General features: G+C 71.8%; 14 protein-coding genes. 9 read left to right on the plus strand and 5 right to left on the minus strand.

All coding sequences use genetic code 11. The features are described 5' to 3' along the window. Positions 1–45: 45 nt before the first annotated feature. Entirely contained in the window at positions 46–2,682 is a 2,637-nt protein-coding gene (gene glgP, locus JYK04_RS28935) for an alpha-glucan family phosphorylase (RefSeq protein WP_189743003.1), read from the plus strand. Positions 2,683–2,701: 19 nt separating this feature from the next. Here the strand turns inward: glgP and JYK04_RS28940 are convergent, their stop codons facing one another. After that, complete coding sequence (locus JYK04_RS28940; RefSeq protein ID WP_229876342.1) at positions 2,702–3,703, minus strand: Lrp/AsnC family transcriptional regulator; 1,002 nt, start codon at positions 3,701–3,703, stop codon at positions 2,702–2,704. A 146-nt stretch (positions 3,704–3,849) separates the two neighbouring features. On the opposite strand from JYK04_RS28940, the gene JYK04_RS28945 reads away from it, so the two are divergent. Both JYK04_RS28945 and JYK04_RS28950 read left to right on the plus strand, forming a co-directional pair. After that, positions 3,850–5,415 carry an MFS transporter gene (locus JYK04_RS28945; RefSeq protein WP_189742999.1) on the plus strand — a complete coding sequence of 522 codons (1,566 nt, stop codon included), beginning with the start codon at positions 3,850–3,852 and terminating at the stop codon, positions 5,413–5,415. A 167-nt stretch (positions 5,416–5,582) separates the two neighbouring features. Beyond that, positions 5,583–6,233, plus strand: a complete 651-nt coding sequence (locus JYK04_RS28950; RefSeq protein ID WP_189742997.1) for a hypothetical protein — start codon at positions 5,583–5,585, stop codon at positions 6,231–6,233. Between the two features lie 93 nt (positions 6,234–6,326). Here JYK04_RS28950 and JYK04_RS28955 read toward each other — a convergent pair whose 3' ends face one another. Then, a complete protein-coding gene (locus JYK04_RS28955) occupies positions 6,327–8,597 on the minus strand; it encodes a M4 family metallopeptidase (RefSeq protein WP_189742995.1) in 2,271 nt (756 codons plus the stop codon). A gap of 382 nt (positions 8,598–8,979) precedes the next feature. Here JYK04_RS28955 and JYK04_RS28960 point away from each other — a divergent pair, with 382 nt between their 5' ends. Beyond that, positions 8,980–10,455, plus strand: a complete 1,476-nt coding sequence (locus tag JYK04_RS28960) for a sugar transferase (RefSeq protein WP_189742993.1) — start codon at positions 8,980–8,982, stop codon at positions 10,453–10,455. Positions 10,456–10,477: 22 nt separating this feature from the next. Here the strand turns inward: JYK04_RS28960 and JYK04_RS28965 are convergent, their stop codons facing one another. Then, positions 10,478–11,422: a GDP-L-fucose synthase family protein gene (locus tag JYK04_RS28965; protein ID WP_189742991.1), complete on the minus strand. Its 945-nt coding sequence runs from the start codon at positions 11,420–11,422 to the stop codon at positions 10,478–10,480. Between the two features lie 466 nt (positions 11,423–11,888). On the opposite strand from JYK04_RS28965, the gene gmd reads away from it, so the two are divergent. The 4 genes from gmd (at position 11,889) to JYK04_RS28985 (ending at position 17,028) form a co-directional block, all read left to right on the plus strand. Next, entirely contained in the window at positions 11,889–12,902 is a 1,014-nt protein-coding gene (gene gmd / locus JYK04_RS28970) for a GDP-mannose 4,6-dehydratase (RefSeq protein WP_189742990.1), read from the plus strand. Between the two features lie 246 nt (positions 12,903–13,148). Next, positions 13,149–15,932, plus strand: a complete 2,784-nt coding sequence (locus tag JYK04_RS28975) for a DNRLRE domain-containing protein (RefSeq protein WP_189742988.1) — start codon at positions 13,149–13,151, stop codon at positions 15,930–15,932. Between the two features lie 96 nt (positions 15,933–16,028). Beyond that, on the plus strand, positions 16,029–16,700 hold the full coding sequence (locus JYK04_RS28980) for a hypothetical protein (RefSeq protein WP_189742986.1): 672 nt from the start codon (positions 16,029–16,031) through the stop codon (positions 16,698–16,700). Between the two features lie 109 nt (positions 16,701–16,809). After that, positions 16,810–17,028, plus strand: a complete 219-nt coding sequence (locus tag JYK04_RS28985; RefSeq protein ID WP_189742984.1) for a DUF6458 family protein — start codon at positions 16,810–16,812, stop codon at positions 17,026–17,028. Here JYK04_RS28985 and JYK04_RS28990 read toward each other — a convergent pair. After that, complete coding sequence (locus tag JYK04_RS28990; protein ID WP_189743229.1) at positions 17,021–18,142, minus strand: glycosyltransferase; 1,122 nt, start codon at positions 18,140–18,142, stop codon at positions 17,021–17,023. The genes JYK04_RS28985 and JYK04_RS28990 overlap by 8 nt on opposite strands. 8 nt (positions 18,143–18,150) lie before the next feature. Beyond that, positions 18,151–18,690 (minus strand): WcaF family extracellular polysaccharide biosynthesis acetyltransferase, encoded by a 540-nt coding sequence (locus JYK04_RS28995; RefSeq protein WP_189742982.1) that lies wholly within the window; start codon positions 18,688–18,690, stop codon positions 18,151–18,153. 121 nt (positions 18,691–18,811) lie between these two features. Here JYK04_RS28995 and JYK04_RS29000 point away from each other — a divergent pair, with 121 nt between their 5' ends. Then, the gene (locus JYK04_RS29000; RefSeq protein WP_189742980.1) at positions 18,812–20,335 is read left to right on the plus strand and encodes a hypothetical protein; all 1,524 of its coding nucleotides are present in this window, start codon (positions 18,812–18,814) and stop codon (positions 20,333–20,335) included. The last annotated feature ends 95 nt before the right edge of the window (positions 20,336–20,430 follow it).

Genomic DNA, 20,430 nt, shown 5'->3' on the forward strand with positions numbered 1-20,430 from the left:
TGGTGCGGCCGCTCCGATCCGTAATCCCCTGCGAAGGTGGAACACGTGAAGGCTATCCGTCGATTCACCGTGCGCCCCGTCCTCCCGGAACCCCTGCTGCAGCTGACCGAGCTCGCGCGCAACCTGCGCTGGTCGTGGCATTCCGAGACCCGTGAACTCTTCCAATCCGTCGACCCCGAGGGCTGGCAGGCCGCCGGCGGCGATCCCGTCCGGCTGCTCGGCGCGGTCTCCGCGACCCGGCTCGCCGAACTGGCCGCGGACCGCCGCTTCCTGCGCCGGCTCGCCGTCGCCGCGGCCGACCTCGATGACTACGTGAACGGCGGGAGGTGGTACCAGAGCCAGGAGAACGGCGTGGAACTGCCCGCCGCCATCGCCTATTTCTCCCCCGAATTCGGCATCACCGCCGCCCTGCCCCAATACTCCGGCGGCCTCGGCATCCTCGCCGGGGACCACCTGAAGGCCGCCAGCGACCTCGGCGTCCCGCTCATCGGGGTGGGCCTGCTCTACCGCCACGGCTACTTCCGCCAGTCGCTCTCCCGCGACGGCTGGCAGCAGGAGCACTATCCCGTCCTCGACCCCAACGAACTCCCGCTCGGCCTGCTCCGCCAGGACGACGGCACCCCCGCCCGCGTCTCGCTGACCCTGCCCGGCGGACGCACCCTGCAGGCCCACATCTGGCAGGCCCGCGTCGGCCGCGTACCGCTGCTGCTCCTGGACTCCGACGTCGAGGACAACGACGCCGCGGCCCGCGAGGTGACCGACCGGCTCTACGGCGGCGGCAGCGACCACCGGCTGCTCCAGGAGATGCTGCTCGGCATCGGCGGCGTGCGCGCGGTGCGCGCGTACTGCCGGATCACCGGCCATCCCGATCCCGAGGTCTTCCACACCAACGAGGGGCACGCCGGCTTCCTCGGGCTCGAACGCATAAGGGAACTGGAGCGGGAGCAGGGCCTCGGCTTCGACGCCGCCGTCGAGGCGGTGCGCGCCGGGACCGTGTTCACCACGCACACCCCCGTCCCGGCCGGGATCGACCGCTTCGAGCGGGCCCTGGTCGCCCGGCACTTCGGGGACGGCGGGGAACTGTCCGGCGTACCCGTCGAGCGGATCCTGGAACTGGGCGCCGAGACCTATCCCGGCGGCGACCCCGGCGTGTTCAACATGGCCGTCATGGGCCTGCGCCTGGCCCAGCGGGCCAACGGGGTGTCCACCCTGCACGGCGCGGTCAGCCGGGAGATGTTCGCCGGTCTGTGGCCCGGCTTCGATCCGGCCGACGTGCCCATCACCTCCGTGACCAACGGGGTGCACGCCCCCACCTGGGTGGCCCCCGAGGTGGTCCGGCTCGGCGCCCGCCAGATCGGTGTGGGCCGAACCGAGGACGCCCTGTCGGTCGGCGGCTCCCCGCGCTGGGACGCGGTCGCCGAGATCCCGGACCAGGACGTGTGGGACCTGCGGCGGGTGCTGCGCGAGCAACTGGTGCAGGAGGTACGGGACCGGCTGCGCGCCTCGTGGCGCCAGCGCGGGGCCGCCGCGGCCGAACTGGGCTGGGTGGACTCCGTACTCGACCCCGACGTGCTGACCATCGGCTTCGCCCGGCGCGTGCCCTCGTACAAGCGGCTGACGCTGATGCTGCGCGACCCGGACCGGCTGCGCAGGCTGCTGCTGGACCCGGAGCGGCCGGTGCAGATCGTGGTGGCGGGCAAGGCGCACCCGGCCGACGACGGCGGGAAGCGGCTCGTACAGGAACTGGTCCGCTTCGCGGACGACCCGCGGGTGCGGCACCGGATCGTCTTCCTGCCCGACTACGGCATGGCCATGGCGCAGAAGCTCTACCCGGGCTGCGACGTCTGGCTGAACAATCCGCTGCGGCCGCTGGAGGCGTGCGGCACGAGCGGGATGAAGGCCGCTCTGAACGGCTGCCTCAACCTGTCCGTGCTGGACGGCTGGTGGGACGAGTGGTTCGAGCCGGACTTCGGCTGGGCCATCCCGACCGCCGACGGGCTCGGCGCGGACGAGGACCGGCGCGACCACCTGGAGGCGAGTGCCCTCTACGAGCTGATCGAGAACCGGGTCGCGCCCCGGTTCTACGACCGGGCCGGGCACAGCGGGCTCCCGGTGCGCTGGATCGAGATGGTCCGGCGCACGCTCGTCTCGCTGGGACCGAAGGTGCTCGCCGGGCGGATGGTCCGGGAGTACGTGGAGCGGCTGTACGCGCCGGCCGCGCTCGCCCACCGGGCCCTGGACGCCGAGGCGGCCCGTGACCTCGCCTGGTGGAAGGGGCGGGCCCGGGCGGCCTGGCCGCGGGTCTCCGTCGAGCACGTGGAGACGCTGGCCGCGGCTCCGGTGGGCGGCACCGCCGAACTCGGTGCCACCCTCACCCTGCGCGTGCAGGTGGCCCTGGACACGCTCACCCCCGAGGACGTGGAGGTCCAGGCCTTCGCCGGCCGGGTGGACCCGCAGGACGTGATCCGGGACGGGCGGAGCTTCCCGCTCAAGCCGGCCGCGGGGCCCGACATGGAGGGCCGCTGGGTGTACGAGGGCCCGCTCGCCCTCGACCGTACGGGTCCCTTCGGCTACACGGTGCGCATCCTGCCCGCGCACCCGCTGCTGGCGACCCCGGCGGAACTGGGGCTGGTCGCGGCCCCGGTGGAGACGGACGCGGGCGGCGGGGTGCTGCTGCGGTAGGCACCGTGGCGGTACCGGTTCAGGGGGCGGGCGGCGGATCCACCAGCCGCTCGCCCTCCACGAGCATCCCGGCCCGCTTGACGCTGCGCAGGGCCGGGATCACCTCCACCTGCCCCACGCCGTCCACCGCGCCGATCCGCTCGGTCAGGTACGTGTAGAGCGCGTCGGTGTCCCGGCACACGACCACCGCCATCAGGGAGGCCGCCCCGGTCACGGCCGCCGCGAACGGCACCTCGCGGTGGCTCGCCAGCGCGGCCCCCACCTCCGCCAGCCGGGCCGGCGGGACGGTCAGCACCATCGTCGCCTCGGCCTCGTAGCCGAAGAGCGAGGGGACGAACTCCACGTCGAAGAAGAGCGCCCCGAGATCGCGCAGCCGTTCCACCTTCCGGCGGGCGGTCGACTCCGACAGCCCGGTGGCGCGGGCCAGTTCCGGATACCCGGCGCGCCCGTCCCGGCCCAGCACCGCGAGCAGCGCGAACTCCGTCTCGTCCAGGGCGTACCGGTCCGGCCCGGGCGGGGCCGCGGGCCGCTCCAGGGCCGCGATCTGATCCGGGCGCAGCACGTCCACGCCCGCCCACGAGTCGGGCCCGCCGAAGAACTTCCGCAGGATGGTGTGGGCGCTGATGCCGGTCACCCGGCGGGTGCGCGGCAGCTTCTCCAGCAGCAGGGTGTCCCGGTCCCTGCGGGTACGGGCCCGGGTCATGCAGTGGACCTCCGTGCCGCCCGAGTTCAGGGTCACCCACGCGATGTCCGGGCGGCGGGCGAGCGCCTCGGCCACCGGGAGCGCCGCGTCGGGGGCGCACTGCACCCGCAGCCAGGACTCGAACAGGCCGACGCGGCTGCCCTGCGGCAGCCCGACCACCCGGACCAGACCGGCGGTCCGCAGCCGCCGGTAGCGGCGTACGACGGTCTGGTCGGAGACCTCCAGCACCTCGGCGAGCCGGCTGAAGGAGGCCCGGCCGTCGATCACGAGGGCGTGCACCAGGGACTGGTCGAGTGCGTCCAGCTGCGTCTCGTTCATGGTTTCCATCATTGCAGGGGCTCTGATGAAGGAAATCCAGCAGAACCGGGCCGCTGGATGGGGGAAGGGAGGTGGGCGGTGGGACCTTGGGGTCACCGCGGACCCGCCCGCGACCCCGCCCCTGTGCACACCCGAGGAGAACTCCCATGCGCAAATGGCTGCCCCTGACGGCCGTCTGCCTCGGGGCATTCATGCTCCTGGTCGACGTCACGATCGTGACCGTCGCCCTGCCCGACATGTCCGCCGACATGGCCTCCGATTCTTCCTTCGGCGGATTCGCCGGCCTCCAGTGGGTGATGGACGGCTACGCCCTCGCCCTGGCCGCGCTGCTGCTGGGAGCGGGCTCGCTCGCCGACCGGATCGGCCGCCGCCGCGTCTACCTCATCGGGCTCGGTCTCTTCGCCGCCGCCTCGCTCGCCTGCGGGCTGGCCACCGGCCCGGCCGAGCTGATCGCCTTCCGCGCCGTCCAGGGCATCGGCGGAGCCGCCATGTTCGCCACCACCATGGCCCTGCTCAGCGCGTCCTACCAGGGCCGCGACCGCGGGGTGGCCTTCGGCGTCTGGGGCGCGGTCAACGGCGCCGCCGCCGCGGCCGGGCCGATCATCGGGGGGCTGCTCACCGAGAACTTCGGCTGGCGCTGGATCTTCTTCATCAACCTGCCCGTCAGCGCGCTGGCCGTGTACGTCACCCTCAAGGCGGTGGCCGAGTCCCGCAACCCGCACGCCGCGCGCCTCGACCTGCCCGGCATGGCCACCTTCACCGCGGGCGCCGCGGCCGTCACCTACGCCGTGATCCGCGTCGGCGAGAACGGCTGGGGCTCGCCCACCACCCTCGGCCTGCTCGGCCTGGGCGCGGCCGCCTTCGCCGCCTTCGTCCTCGTCGAACTGCGCAGCACCCGCCCGATGCTGGACCTCTCGCTCTTCCGCAGCCGAACCTTCGTCGCCGTCATGGCCGCCGGACTGCTGCTGTCGGGCGCCGCGTTCTCGTACCTCATGTACGTCTCCCTCTGGCTGCAGTCCGCCGAGGGGATGGGCCCGGTCGGCGCGGGCCTGGTGCTGCTGCCGCTCAGCGCGGCCGGCTTCGTCGTCGCCGCGGTGGCCGGACGGCTGCTGCACGCGGTCCCGCCCCGGCTGACCATCGGCGGCGGACTGCTGCTGATCGGCTTCGGCGCGCTGCTCCAGGCCTGGATGCTCGACGCCGGGGACGGCTGGACCGCCCTGGTGCCCGGGCTGCTCGTGACCGGCGTGGGGGTGGGCGCCGCGACCCCGGCGCTGGCCGCCACCGCGATGGGGGCCGTGGCCCCGGCCCGGGCGGGCATGGCGGGCGGCGCCCTGAACACCGCGCGCCAGCTGGGCACCGCCCTCGGCATCGCCGTGCTCGGCGCGGTCTTCCACGCGGGGCTGCGCTCCGGGCTCGGTGAGGGCGGCCGGGGGCTGGCGGAGCCGCTGGCCTCCGGCGGCGCCGGGCAGGTGCTCGCCCAAGCCCCCGCGGGTGCGGCCCGCGAGGCGCTGACGGGGCTGGTGGAGGCCGCCTTCGCGAGCGGTCTGCGCGAGACGTTCCTGGTCTCGGCCGCGATGGGGCTGGCCGGTGCGCTGGCGGTCTTCCTCCTGCTACGCGGCGGGACGCCGGCCGCCGCAGCTCCGCTCCCGCGGCCCCGCACGCAGTCCACCGGGGCCGAGGACCCGGCGGGGGCACCGGCCGTACGGAACTGAGGCCGTAGGCGGGGAGACCGTGCGGAGGGCCGTACGGCTGGGACCTCACGGGTGAACCTTCGAACGTACTGGGCATGCCGAATCGATTCAGCGGGCTCCTCCGCTCCTACGCTGCCCGAGGATGCCACCGGACCGGTATCCGCGGAACCCGAGGAACGGATTTCCCCATGCGTCTTCGCTCGACCGCCGCCGTGTTCGTCGGCGCTCTCGCGCTCGCCCTGCCCACCGCCGGCCCGTCGGTGGCCGACGACCACGGCGAACGCGCCCTCGGCACGCTCCACTACCAGTACCTGGACGCGGCCGGCTCGGAGAGAAGAGGCCAGATCCGGCCCGCCGACAACGACACCTGCTACCTGCTGACGCGCACCTCCCGCGACGAGCCCGCCATCGAGGTGCGCAACGAGACGGAGTCGCTGGCGGTCCTCTTCGACAACCGCAGCTGCGAGGGCGAGGCGGAGAAGGTGCTGAAGCCGGGGGAGAAGGCGCAGCGGGTGGAGGTCGTCTCGGTCTACTTCAAGCCGGTGGCCGAGGAGGACTCGGGGACCGGCGGCAACGGCGGGAACGGCACCTGGCCGGGCCGCGACGACCGGCCCCGGGACGACGAGGCCGACGAGGAGCAGACGGACAGCGGGACCGGCGGCAACGGCGGCAACGGCGGGACCGGCGGCAACGGCGGGAACGGCACCTGGCCGGGCCGCGACGACCAGAGCGACCAGAATTCGAACCAGAACCAGAACCAGAACCCGAACCAGAACCAGAACCGTGACGACGAGGAGGAGGAAGACCTCCTCACCGCCATCTTCCGCAACCTGGGCTGACGCGGGCCATGGAACAGGGCCGCCCGGGGAGGATTCCTCCCGGGCGGCCCCGTGGTCTGTCTGCTCAGCTGTCGTTCACCCTGCCCCGTGGGGTCAGAAGGTGAGCTTCCAGCTGTTGATGTAGCCGGTGTCCAGGCTGGCGGCGTCCCTGACGCGGAGCTTCCAGGTGCCGTTGGCGACCTCGGAGGAGGCGTTCACGGTGAACTGCTGGACGATGTTGTCCGCGCTGCCGCCGGTGCGGTTGCGCAGGTTGTAGACGCTGCCGTCGGGGGCGACCAGGTCGACCACCAGGTCACCGACGTAGGTGTGGACGATGTTCACGTCCACCTTGAGGGCGCTCGGGGCGTTGCCCGTGCGCGTCACGTTGATCGGGGACTCGACGGTCGCGTTGTCCGCGATCTGGTAGTCCGTGGTGTTCTCGAAGACGCTCGGCTGCGTGGTGCCGACCGTCCAGGTGAACGCCGCGGTACCGGTCTGGTTCTGCGAGTCGGTCACCGTGACGGTCACGTTGGACGTGCCCGCGGTGGAGGCCGTGCCCGAGATCAGGCCGTTGGAGGAGTTGATCGACAGGCCGGCCGGCAGGCCGGTCGCCGCGTAGCTCAGCGCACCCGGGTTCGTGCTCGTGGCCTGGACCTGCAGGCTGACGGCGCTGCCCGTGACGGTGTTCTGGTTGGCGATCGGGGTGACCGTGACGCCGTTGGAGATGCGGGATCCGACGGCGACGCCGGCCCACGCGTTGGCGACGTTGTTGTAGATCGTCGAGCCCTGGCCGTAGAGGTCGGCAGCGGCCTTCAGGGTCTGGACGCGGGCGTCGGCGTAGTTGGTGTTCGACTTGAAGTAGCCCACCGTCAGCGCGCGGAACCAGATCTTCGAGGCGGCGTCACGGCCGATCGCGGTGACGGGCAGGCCGTCCGCGGTCGGCGAGTCGTAGCTCACGCCGTTGACGACCTTGGCGCCCGAGCCCTCGGAGGCCAGGTAGTACCAGTGGTTGGCCGGGCCCGAGGAGTAGTGGACGTCGATGCCGCCGAGGCCCGAGTACCAGCTGTCCTTGGACGCGCCGTCCTTGCTCGGCTTGTCCATGTAGCGCAGCGGGGTGCCGTCGCCGTTGATGTCGATCTTCTCGCCGACCAGGTAGTCGCCGACGTCCTGCGGGTTGTTGGCGTAGAACTCGACGGCCGCCGCCATGATGTCGGAGGTCGCCTCGTTCAGACCGCCGGGCTCACCGCTGTAGGTCATGTTGCCGGTGACCGAGGTCAGACCGTGGGTCATCTCGTGCGCGGCCACGTCGGTGGAGGTGAGCGGCTTGTTGTTGCCCTCGCCGTCGCCGTACGTCATGCAGAAGCAGGAGTCGCTCCAGAACGCGTTGACGTAGGCGTTGCCGTAGTGGACCCGGCTGTACGGGGCCACGCCGTCGTTGCGCAGGCCGTTGCGGCCGTGCACGTTCTTGTAGTAGTCCCACGTGACCGCGGCGCCGTAGTGGGCGTCACCGCCGGCCGTCTCCAGGTTGGACGGCAGACCGTTGCCCCAGATGTCGTCCGGGCCGGAGAACAGCGTGCCGGTGCCGGAGCCGGTGCCACGGTTGAGGTTGTACGTCTTGTGGCCGCCGCGCGCGGCGTCGGTCAGGTTCCAGGTGCTGCCCGACTGGGTGGTCCCGAGGGTCACCTGGCCGCTGTACATCGTGTTGCCGGTACCGGTCTCGATGGCCTGCCACTCGGTGATCTTGGCGCCGGTCTTGGCGTTGGTCACCACGTGGAGCTCGTTCGGCGTGCCGTCGTGCTGGAGGCCGCCGACGACGGTCTCGAACGCGAGGACCGGCGCGCCCTCGGCCGCCCAGATCACCTTGCGGGCGCCCTTGGAGGCCTTGGCCTCCTTGGAGCCCTCGGCGCTCGCGGCGGAGACGGCCTGGCTCTCGGCGGCCGCCGGGGTGACGGTGGCGCTGGTGTCGGCGACCTTGATCTCGTGGTTGGTCGCCTTGGTCACGCTCTTGGTGACGCCGTCCTTGGCGTGGACGGTGAGGTCACCACCGAGGACCGGGAGTCCGTCGTAGGTGCGCTCGTAGGTGGTGTGCGTGGTGCCGTCCGCGTCCTGGACCACGTCGCGGACGACGAGCTTCTCGCCGCTGCCGAGGCCGAGCGCCTTGGCGGCCTGCACGGTGGTCGAGTTGGCCTCGGCCAGGAGCGTCGCACGCTCCGAGGCACTCAGTGCGCGGTTGGCCGCGCCCGGGTTGGGCTGGGAGGCCGTGGGTGCCTGTGACGCGGTGGCGTCGGCGGTTGCGGTGCCGGTCTGTATGCCGACGGCGAGCAGGGCTGCCGCTGCAACGAGAGCGCCGGCCGCGGTGGCACGCCTCTGGGGGGTGGACCTCAACGCAGACTCCTTCTGCAAGGGGGGTTCCGGAAGGCTGGGTGGGCCTCCGGGCAGAGCAGGGCTGGTGCGATGAACGGTCGAAGATTGCCACTCGCGACGACAGATGTCAGGGCCGCGTCAAAAGGTTGGCCGGAAAAGGTCCGTTGTTCGAAGATACGTATCCGGTATCCGGACCATTCACCTCCGTGTGCTTCCTGGGTAGTTCGACATGCGGAACGCCTGCTACCGGTTGCTAACACTTGCGCAACAAGAGGCTGCGTTGACCCAAACGGCATTTACCGTACGGGTGTTTGTCGTACTGTTTCCCGGTGCGGCAGATGTTCGTTGCCAGGGGAAGCGATGGGCACCCGCCACTGTCATAGACCACGTGCCAGGGGGGCCCATGAGGCATGTCCATATTCCTGCGCAAAGAGTGGCCAGAGCGGCCCGGGAGTCCCTTGCGCCCGCACGGCGCCTCGGGGACAAGGCCCGTTGGTACCGCCCTGCCGCAATCGCCGCCGACTTCCTCGGCGCCGCCATCCCGGTAGGACTCGTCTTCGACGCCGCGCAGCAGGTCCGGCCCGTCTACTGCGCCCTGGCCGCCGCCGTGGCGTGGACCGGAGTGCAGGCGCTGCGCCGGCGCTACGCGACCCGGACGCTCGGGGAGTCCCGCGGTGTGCTGCCGGTCCTGCACGACTGGCTGATTCTGATCGGCGTTCTGGCCGTGGCGCGCGTGGTGACCGAAGAGGCCACCCCCCGACTGTCCGCTCTCGGGGCCCTGTTGCCCGCTCTGCTCATCACCGTCGCCTGCCACAAGCTGACCTACCGCCACCTCTCGGCCGCCCGCCGCGAGGCCCAGGCCGTCAGCCGGGTCCTGGTCGTCGGCGAGCCCGACGCGGCCGAGGACGTCATCGCGCACCTCGCCGCCCGCACCGACCACCCGTACGTCGTCGTCGGCGTGGTCCCGGTCGGTGCCGGACCGCTCGCCAGCGGGGTGCCCGTGGCGGCGCGGCTCGACGGATCGACCCCCGAGGCCCCGAACGGCGACTCCGCGGCCGTGCTCGGCGCCGTCGCCAGCCACCACGCCGACCTGGTGCTGGTGGCCCCCGGGGTGCGGATCACGGGGGAGCGGCTGCGCCGGATCGCCTGGGCCCTGCACGACGCCGGGCTGGAACTCGCCGTCTTCCCCGGGCTGGTGGAGGTCTCCGTCAAGCGGCTGGAGACCCTGTCCGCGGGCGGGCTCGCCGTGCTGCGGGTGGCGCCGCCCGTCAGCCGCGGGGTGCAGACCCTGCTCAAGTCCGCCCTGGACCGGGTCGGAGCCGCGGCCGGACTGCTGCTCCTCTCCCCGATCCTGCTGGGGATCGTCCTGGCCATCCGCCTCGGCTCGCGCGGCCCGGCCTTCTACCGGCAGCGGCGGATCGGCCGCGACGGCGTCCCGTTCGTCATGTGGAAGTTCCGCACGATGGTCGTGGACGCACACGCCATGAAGGCCGAGCTGTCCGGGGCCAACGAGAACGACGGCCTGATGTTCAAGATGCGCCGCGACCCCCGGGTGACCCGGGTGGGCCGGCTGCTGCGCCGCACCTCGCTGGACGAACTCCCGCAGCTCATCAACGTACTGATCGGCAACATGTCGCTGGTCGGCCCGCGCCCGCCGCTTCCGGAGGAGGTGGCGAAGTACGACGAGGTCGAGCTGCGCCGGCTCACCGTCCGGCCGGGGATGACGGGACTGTGGCAGATCAGCGGAAGGTCCGACCTGTCCTGGGACGAAACCATCCAGCTCGACCTGCAGTACGTCGACAACTGGTCCTTCACCAGTGATGTCGACGTCATGGGCCGCACGCTCCGCGCCGTCGTAGACGGTCGCGGAGCGTACTGAGGGGCCCGGGCCGCCTGTGCGATCAGCTCTGCTCGCGCCACCACTCGTACGTGGCGGCGATGCCGTCCCGCAGCGGGATGCCGGGCTTCCAGCCGAGCGACGTCAGGCGGCTCACGTCCAGCAGCTTGCGCGGGGTCCCGTCCGGCTTGGACGTGTCCCAGGCGAGCCGGCCGCGGAAGCCGGTCACCTCGGCGACCGTCTCGGCCAGTTCCCTGATGGTCAGGTCCTCGCCGCAGCCGATGTTGACCGGCTCGTCGCCGTCATAGGTGTTCAGCAGCACGGCGCAGGCCGCCGCCAGGTCGTCCACGTGCAGGAACTCCCGGCGCGGGGTGCCCGAGCCCCACAGCGTGACCTCGTCACGGCCCTCCGCGGCGGCCTCGTGGAAGCGCCGGACGAGGGCCGGCAGGACGTGCGAGGTCTCCAGGTCGAAGTTGTCGCCCGGGCCGTAGAGGTTCGTCGGCATGGCCGAGATGTACGAGGCCCCGTACTGCTTGCGGTACGACTGGACCTGGACGATGCCGGCGATCTTCGCGAGGGCGTAGGCCTCGTTGGTCGGCTCCAGCGGGCCGGTCAGCAGGGCGTCCTCGTGGATCGGCTGCGGGGCCAGCTTCGGGTAGATGCAGGACGATCCCAGGAACAGCAGCCGGCCCACGCCGGCGGCGTGCGCGCCGCCGATCACGCTGAGCTGGATCTGCAGGTTCTCCTCCAGGAACTGCACCGGGTACGTGCTGTTGGCCATGATCCCGCCGACCTTGGCGGCGGCCAGCACCACGGCGTCCGGGCGGACGTCCTTCAGGTACGCGGCGGTCGCGGCGGCGTCGCGCAGGTCGAGGTCGGCGCGGCCCCGGGTGAGCACCTCATGGCCGTCGGCGGTGAGCCGCCGGGCGACCGCGGACCCCACGAGGCCGCGGTGGCCCGCGACGAAGACGCGGGCGTTCGGGGGCAGGAGCGGCAGCGAACTTGTCATACCGCCGATGATGCCAGTCCGCTCCCGCAGGGGGCGCAGGGGTCCACGGCCGGAGCCCGCGCCACCGGCGCGGCCCCGGTCGCGGCGGACCTCACGGTCCAGGGCGACAGTTCGCGCCCGGCCGCGACCCGCTGCCCGGGTCCGGCCGTGGGCGGCGGCCCGGAATCGGCCGTCGACCCGCATCCGGCGGGCCTGACGGTGCCGGCAGTGGCCGGCACCCGGCACCCGGCCGTCGGGCCGGTCGGGATCTCGGCGGCTCCGGAACCGGGCGCGTGCCGGGCGGCGTCAGGACCACGAGACGGCGGGCGCCCCGCAGGGGGCGTCCGGGGCGGCCGTGTACGGTACGCATCCAGCCCCCTGGCCGCAACCCGACCCTTCGGCGCGCCGCCCCGCAGGGCCCGGCTCCGCACCCACCCCGAGGCACTGCCTCACCACGACCGACAGAAACCACCAGCAAGGGGACCCCATGGGCAAGACCGCACTGATCACCGGAGTCACCGGACAGGACGGCTCGTACCTCGCCGAGCTCCTGCTCTCCAAGGGCTACACGGTGCACGGGCTCGTGCGGCGGTCCTCCAGCTTCAACACGGAGCGGGTCGACCACATTTACCAGGACCCGCAGACCGCCAACCGGTCCTTCGTCCTGCACCACGCCGACCTCTCCGACGGCGTCGCCCTCGTGAACCTGCTCCGTGACATACGCCCCGACGAGGTCTACAACCTCGGCGCGCAGTCCCACGTCCGCGTCTCCTTCGACGCCCCGCTCTACACGGGCGACGTGACCGGCCTCGGCGCGCTGCGGCTGCTGGAGGCCATCCGGGCCAGCGGTGTCGACACCCGTATCTACCAGGCCTCGTCCTCCGAGATGTTCGGTGCGACCCCGCCCCCGCAGAACGAGGCCACCCCGTTCCACCCGCGCAGCCCGTACGGCGCCGCGAAGGTCTTCGCGTACTGGACCACGGTGAACTACCGCGAGGCGTACGACATGTTCGCCGTCAACGGGATCCTCTTCAACCACGAGTCCCCGCGCCGCGGCGAGACCTTCGTGACCCGCAAGATCACCCGCGCGGTGGCCCGTATCAAGGCCGGCCTCCAGGACCACCTCTACCTCGGCAACCTCGACGCGGTGCGCGACTGGGGCTACGCCCCCGAGTACGTGGACGCCATGTGGCGGATGCTCCAGCAGGACGAGCCCACCGACTACGTCGTCGCCACCGGGGTGGCCGCGACCGTCCGCGAGTTCGTCGAGTCCTCCTTCACGCACGCCGGTCTCGACTGGACCGACCATGTGCGGTACGACCCCAAGTACGAGCGCCCGAGCGAGGTCGACGCCCTCATCGGCGACGCCTCCAAGGCCCACGACCTGCTTGGCTGGAAGCCGACGGTCCTGGTGGCCGAGCTGGCGCAGATCATGGTCGACGCCGATATCCGTCAGGTCGAGGACCAACTGGCCGGTGTGACGGTCCGCATCGACCGCTGAGGCCTTATATTTCCCCTACGGTTTGCCGTGTTCCGGCCGTACTCCGCAGCTCTGCGAGGGTGTGGCCGGGGTAAACCTGCCGTATGTCCCTTGTGCACCCTCCAGGCTGAACCTGTTGATTCCAAGTTGGTATGCAATGGGTCAAGAGAGGTGACCGGGTCTTCAACTGAGCCCTAGTCTGCGCCAGTACATATGGCTGTTCGGATAGTTCCAGCCATCAAACCGGGCAATTGCCCTGGGGGGCTCATGCGTAGATCCAGAGGGCTGACTGCCGCCCTCGTACTGTCACTGGCCGGTGCGGGCACCGGCATAGGCCTGGTGCTGATGCCTGAGGCGTCCGCCATCACGGCTCCGGTGGCATTCACCGCCGACGAGCTGCCGACCTGGCAGACGAACGGCGTCGTCTGGGCGATGGCCCAGGCGAACGGCACCGTCTTCGCCGGCGGTACCTTCTCGGCCGTCCGTCCGCCCGAGGGTGTGGCCGGCGCGGAGCAGAACGCCGTGAACTTCGTGGCGCTCGACGCCGCGACCGGCAATCCCACCTCCTGCAAGCTGGCCTTCACCATCGGCGAAGGCACCGCGACCGTGCGCACGCTGGTCGTCTCGAAGGACAAGAAGACCCTCTACGCGGGCGGGTCCTTCGGCGCCGTCAACGGCACCCCGGTCTCCAGCCTCGCCGCGATCGACATCGCGAGCTGCACCCCCAAGGCATCGTTCCACCCGAGCTTCCCCGCCACCGTGCGCGCGCTCGCCGTCACCGACGACACCCTGTACGCGGGTGGCGACTTCGCCGCCGTCGAGGGCCAGACCCGCGAGCGGTTCGCCGCCGTGGACGCCTCCTCCGGTGCGCTGAAGCCCTTCGTCGCCAACGTCGACGAGCCGGGCCGCGCGGTCGAGGTCACCCCCGACGGCAAGAACGTCCTCCTCGGCGGCGACTTCTTCACCGTCAACGGCTCCAACAGCCACGCCCTCGCGGTGGTCAACGCCACCACGGGTGCGGTCACCAAGACGTACAACAACATCCCGTCGAACTCGGTCGTCAAGGACATCTCCACCGACGACACCGGCTTCTACACGGGTCACGAGGGCTCCGGCGGCGGCGTCTTCGACGGCCGCATCGGTCTGCGCCTGAGCGACTTCACCGAGAAGTGGCGCGACCGCTGCCTCGGCGCCACCCAGTTCGTCCTCCCGTACGAGGGAGTGCTCTACAGCTCCTCGCACGGGCACGACTGCTCCACCGAGCTGGAGTTCCCCGACGGCAAGCGGAACTTCCTGCTGGCCCAGCCGACCAACCACGAAGGCGCAGCCCCCGCGCCCGTGGACGGCTTCGTGCGCGGCCCCGGCAAGCTCGGCTGGCACCCCACGGCCAACGACGGCATGGACGGCACCGAGGGCATCGGCCCGCGCGTCATGGCCGTGGCCGAGAAGAACGACGTCAAGTACATGTGGGTCGGCGGTGAGTTCACCCTCATCAACGGCAAGCCGCAGTGGGGCCTGACCCGCTTCGCCTCCACCGGCGACGTCGGCGCCCCGACCACCCCGGTGGCCAGCGCCTCCAGCGTCAAGCCCGGCGAGGTCCAGGTCCGCTGGCGCACCAGCTACGACGCGGACGACAGCAAGCTGACGTACCGCATCTACCGCAACGGCTCGGCCACCCCGGCCGCCACCGTCACCGCCAGCTCGCTGGAGTGGGAGCGCCCCCAGGCCTCCTGGAACGACACCACGGTCAAGGCCGGCCAGAGCTACACCTACCGGGTGACCGCGACCGACGCCGCCGGCAACACCAGCGCCCTGTCGGCCGTCGCCTCGGTGACCGTCCCGACCTCGGTCCAGTCCTACCCGAACCAGGTCCGCACCGACGGCGCCGAGCTCTACTGGCGCTACGACGACGCGGTCAGCCCCTACGTCGCCGACTCCTCGGTGTCCGGCAACCGCAGCGGCGTCCAGCTCAACACCCCCGCCCTGAAGCAGTCGCCCGGCGCCGTCCCCGGCAGCACGGCGATGGGCTTCAACGGGACCAGCCAGCAGGTGTACAGCGACCGCCGTCAGACGGTCGGCAACGCGTTCACCATCGAGACCTGGTTCAAGACGAACACCACGCGCGGCGGCAAGCTCATCGGCTTCGGCAACAACACCGCGCGCAGCAGCGGCTCGTACGACCGCCAGCTGTACATGACCAACACCGGCCGCCTGGTCTTCGGCGTCTACAACGGCTCGACCCGGACCGTTTCCACGGGCCTGTTCGAGACGTACAACGACAACCAGTGGCACCACGTGGTCGGCACCCAGGGCCCCGGCGGCATCACGCTCTACGTCGACGGCCAGAACAAGGGCTCCCTGAACGCCACGAGCAACGCCACCTACGCGGGCTACTGGCACGTCGGCGGCGACAACCTCGCCAACTGGCCGACCCGCCCGACGAGCAACTTCTTCGCGGGTCAGCTCGACGAGACGGCGGTCTACCCGTCGGCGCTCACCCAGGCCCAGGTCAAGAGCCACTTCGACCTGGCCAAGGCGCCCACCGACACGGTCTCCGCGGTCAAGACGACCGAGGACACCTACATCAACCAGGGCGCCCCGAGCACCGCCTACGGCACGTCCACCTCGCTCGCGGTCCGCGGCAGCGGCTCGCTGTACGAGACGTACATGCGCTTCAACCTGCCGGCCGCCCCGGCCGGCCAGGTCCTGAAGTCCGCCTCGCTGCAGATCAAGACCAGCACGCAGGCGAACTCCGGCACCACCGACACCGTCAAGGTGCTCCCGGTGACCGGTAACTGGACCGGCGCGGGTACGACCTTCAACACCAAGCCCACCCTCGGCACCACCCCGCTCGGCACCATCGCGGGCGTGGCGGAGGGCTCCGCGGTCCACAACGTGGAGCTGGACACCGCCGCGGTCTCCGCGGCGCTGGGCACGAGCTACGGCCTGGGCCTGACGAGCACGGGCACCGACCCGCTGTGGATCTGGTCCTCCGAGGCCACGGCGGCGGAGGGCACTCCGCAGCTGGTCCTCACCTTCGGCGCGAAGTAAGCGACGACAACCGAAACAACCGCCTGACGGCGTGCGGGGTCCGGCTCTCTGTGGCCGGGCCCCGCTGCACACCCCCTTGAGTACGGGAGCCTTCCGATGTACCGACGCTCCGCAGCGGCTGCTGTCCTGCTGGCCGCCGCCCTGACGCTGACCGCCTGCAGTTCGGGCGGGGACAAGGCCGACTCCGGCGCCAAGCCGAAGCCCCCGGCCTCTTCGTCGGCCCCCGACCCGGCGGACGCTCCGCAGCCGTCGACCGACCCGAACGCGAAGCCGACCGGCCCCGTCCTGCCGGACGCGAAGATCACCCCGAAGACGGGCAGCTTCACGGCGGAGGAGAAGAAGTACCTGAGCGGGCGGGTCCCCGACAAGGTGGACCCGGCGTCCGTGCTGCAGGGCGGCCAGGACGCCTGCCAGCGGGTGCAGCGCACCGCGAAGCACGACCAGGACGCGGCGACCGGGGCCGTCATCACCGGTGAGATCCCGGGCGCCAAGGACGCGATCACCCTCCTGTGCCCGGACCAGAAGCCGATCCTCGCCGCGGCGGAGAAGGGCTTCCCCGAGGGCCCCCGGACCTCGCCCGCGGCGGGCAGCTACCGGGCGCTCACCCAGGCCACGAACTGCACCTGGGAGGCCAAGGGCAAGGACGGCGCCACCCTCGCCTCGGGCCCCGAGACCCCGCTCAAGGCGGGCGACAAGATCACGGCGACGATCCCGGCCGGCACGGCGGAGTTCAACTCCACCGGCTGCTACGCCTGGATCCCCGCGTAACCGATCCGCCAACGCCCCCGAGGACCGGACTCCCGGCCCCCGGGGGCGTTTTCGTACCCGGAACCCGGGTACCCGCGCGGTCACAGTCCCGACAGCGGAAGGCGGACCCATGGGCATCGGCGGATGCATCGTCCTGATCGTGGTGGGGGCCGTCCTCACCTTCGCCAGCGACTGGGAGCTGGAGAGCGTCGACCTCGACCTGGTCGGCCTGATCATGATGGCGGTCGGCGGCATCGGCCTCGCCGTCTACACGAGCATCTACAAACGCCGCCGGTCCACGGGCGCCGCGATCCCGGTGGTGGACGACCACCGCCGGGACGTCATCTGACGCCGCGAACGCCCTCGTAGACCGGGAGGAGGGTGTCCAGGACGGCGTCCATGGAGAAGGATTCCGCGGCCAGTTTGCGGGCGGACAGGGAGGCCTCGTGGTTGGCGGCCGGGTCCAGGAGGTTCAGGACGGCGGTGGCGAGGCCTGCAGGGCCGGGGTCGACGGCGTGGCCGGCGCCGGTGCGGGCGATGTCGCGGGCCAGGCCGTTGGAGTGGGTCACCACGGTCGGGACGCCTACGGAGAGGGCTTCCAGGACCGACATGGGGAACGGTTCGTCCACCGACGGCAGGACGTAGACGTGGGCCCGGCGCAGTTCCGTGAGGACCTCCGCACTGGAGAGGGCTCCCGGGACCGTGAACCGGTCGGTGAGGCCCAGCGCCCCGATCCGGGCCCGTACGGCTCCCAGTTCGCCCTCGTCCGGTCCCGCGACCACGAAGTGGGCGTCCGGGTGGGCGGCGAGGACCGCCGGGGCCGCGTCCACGAAGTCCACCGGCCGCTTACGGGCCTGCAGGCGCGCCGAGTACAGGATGCGCGGCGGGCCGCTCAGCGGAGGCCGTTCCTCCTGCGCGGGGGTCCCGTTGACCAGGCGGACCGCCTGCGCCAAGGGCGGGGCGCCGACCACCGCGTCCAGTCCCTCCCGCTCGTGCGGGGTCAGGTACAGCACCGCGTCCGCGCCGCGCAGCAGCCGGCGTACCGCCACCGCGTCCAGCACCTTGGCCAGCAGCTTCTCGCTCGGGTCCACCATGCCGTGGGTCTGCAGCACCAGCGGCTTGCCCGCCCGCAGCGCGGCCAGCGCCACCGGCAGGGTCACCAGGTCCCGGGCCAGGTGGACGTGGACCAGGTCGGCTTCGCGCACCAGCCGGCCCGCCGACGCCAGGAGCGCCGGCGAGGTCATCCCGCTGAAGCCGAAGGGGAGCAGGCGGCGGGCCGGGAACAGCTTCGCCGGCACGCCCTCCACGGCGGTCGGCCACGGATCGAAGCCCTCGCCGAGCGCGAGCAGTCGCGCCTCGTGACCCCGGGCCCGCAGCCCCTTTGTCAGGTTCAGGGCGACCCGGACCGGACCGCCGAAGGCGTGCGAGGGGGAGTGCAGCGTGACGGCGTGCAGGACGCGCATCGGGGTGCTCACTTGGGCTCCTCCACCGGGCGGCGCTGCCCGTCCTGGGTCTGCAGGGTCAGCTCGGGCAGGTCCTTGTGGACCACGGCGCCGGCCCCGGCGACCGCGCAGCGGCCCACCGTGACCCCGGCGAGCACGGTCGCCCGTACCGCCACCCACGCGCCGTCCTCGACCACGATCGGGGCGTTGCGGTAGCGGAAGTCGGCGGCCCGGTGGTCGTGCGAGCCGGTGCACAGCATGGCTTCCTGCGAGACGCACACGTTCGCCCCGATGGTCACCGGCTCCAGGTTCAGCAGCCAGGCGCCCTCACCTATCCAGGTGTGGTCCCCGATGTCGAGCTTCCACGGCCACAGCACCCGCACCCGGTGCCGGATCAGCACGCCTTCGCCGATCTTCGCCCCGAAGGCCCGCAGCAGCGACACCCGCACCCGCGCCGGACAGAACCAGCTCATGAACAGCGTGTTCATCACGGCGAACCAGAGCGCCTGCGTCAGCAGCCCGCGGCCCTTGTCGTACCCGGCCAGGGTGAAGGAAGGAAGATCCCGCAACTGTCGCCCCCATCTGCTCCCCCAGACTCCGTCCGGGGGGACCCCCGCGCCGCCGCCTCCCCGGGCGTGGCCCGCTCAGACTAGACTGCCCGCGGACCAGGCACATCGGGTGGGGGCGGCAGTGACGACGGACATACGAAAGCCCCCCGCAACGCCCGCGAAGCGGCCCGTTCCGTCCCCCTTCGAGGACGAGAGCCTGTGGGGCCGGGCCACGCTCCCGCGCACGCTCCTCTCGCGCGCACTGTCCGTTCCGCTCGCGCTCGGATTCACCGTCTTCCTGCCGCTGTTCGTCGCCGTCCAGACCGGCGCCGGCGTCCGCGACGCGGCCTTCTGGCTCCAACTGCTGCTCACCATGTACGCGGGCGCCCGGCTCTCCGCGATGGTGCTCACCAGCCGCCGCAAGCTGCTGCAGGGCTCGTTCTGGCTCTTCGTGTACATGGCCATGGGCGTGGCCCCGCTCGCGCAGGCCGTCCTCGGGCAGGTCCCCACGCCGGTCGTCGGCCCGCGCTCCGACCTGACCATCGCCATCGGGCTCGTACTGCTCGGCTGTACGGCCTTCGACGTCGGCGTGCTGCTGGCCCGGCACCGGCCGGCCGGGCGCGCGGGCGGCTCCCAGAAGGAGTCGAAGCCCGTCATGGCGCACCGGCGCCGACTCCAGCTCCTGACGATCCTGTCGTTCCTGTGCAGCGCCGCCTTCATCATGAAGCTGGGCGGCCCGGCGGTCTTCTTCTCCAGCCGCCAGGAGATCATCGCCGGCATCGAGGAGGCGGGCGTCTCCAACGGCGACGGCCAGGCGGGCCAGGCCCTGCTGCGCGGCTTCGGCACCGTACCGGCCCTGCTCGCGCTGCTCCTGTACACCCGCTGGCTGATCACCTCGAAGTTCGCCCGCCGCAAGGTGTCGATCATCGTCACGTGGGCGGCGCTCGCCGGTCTCAACCTGATCGTCAACAACCCCATCTCGAACCCCCGGTACTGGTTCCTGACGGTCATGTTCGCCCTGCTGTTCACCGTCTTCCCGGTGAGCGCGGCGATGTACCGGGTGGCGCTGTCCATGGCGGTGGTCGTCGCGCTCCTGATCTTCCCCTTCGCGGACCGCTTCCGCTACGACGAGAAGAACTACCGGCCCGTCGAGACCACGTCCTTCCTGGAGCCCATGGCCCTCAAGGACTACGACCAGATCGGCATGTTCGCGAACACCATCACCTTCTCGAACTCCGGGCCCGGCCACTTCTACGGCCGCCAGCTCGCGGGGTCGGTGTTCTTCGCGGTGCCGCGCGCGGTGTGGCCGGGCAAGCCGCGGGACACGGGCGTGATGGTCGGCCAGTGGATGGGCACGGTCAACACCAACCTGTCCTCCCCGATCTGGGCGGAGCTGTGGCTGGACTTCGGGCCGCTGGGCATGGGGGCGGGGCTGCTGGGCATGGGGTACGCCTCGGCGCGCGTGGACCGGCGGTACGCGAAGCGCGCGACGCGGCGGAGCCCGCCGGGCAGCCTGATCTCGGTGGTGGTCCCGCTGGTCGCGGGCTACTCCTTCATCCTGCTGCGCGGGCCGCTGCTGCAGGCGTCGGGGCGGGTCGCGATCGCGGCGATGTGCCTGGCGCTGGTCGCGACCTACCGCTCGGACAAGTCCACCACCCTGCGCTGACCCCGCGCCGCCGCATCCCGGGGCTCCGCCCCGGACCCCGCGCCTCAAACGCCGGCGGGGCTGAAAGAGCGGGGCTCCGCCCCGGCCCCGGTCCT

Source organism: Streptomyces nojiriensis (assembly GCF_017639205.1).
Lineage (GTDB): Bacteria > Actinomycetota > Actinomycetes > Streptomycetales > Streptomycetaceae > Streptomyces > Streptomyces nojiriensis.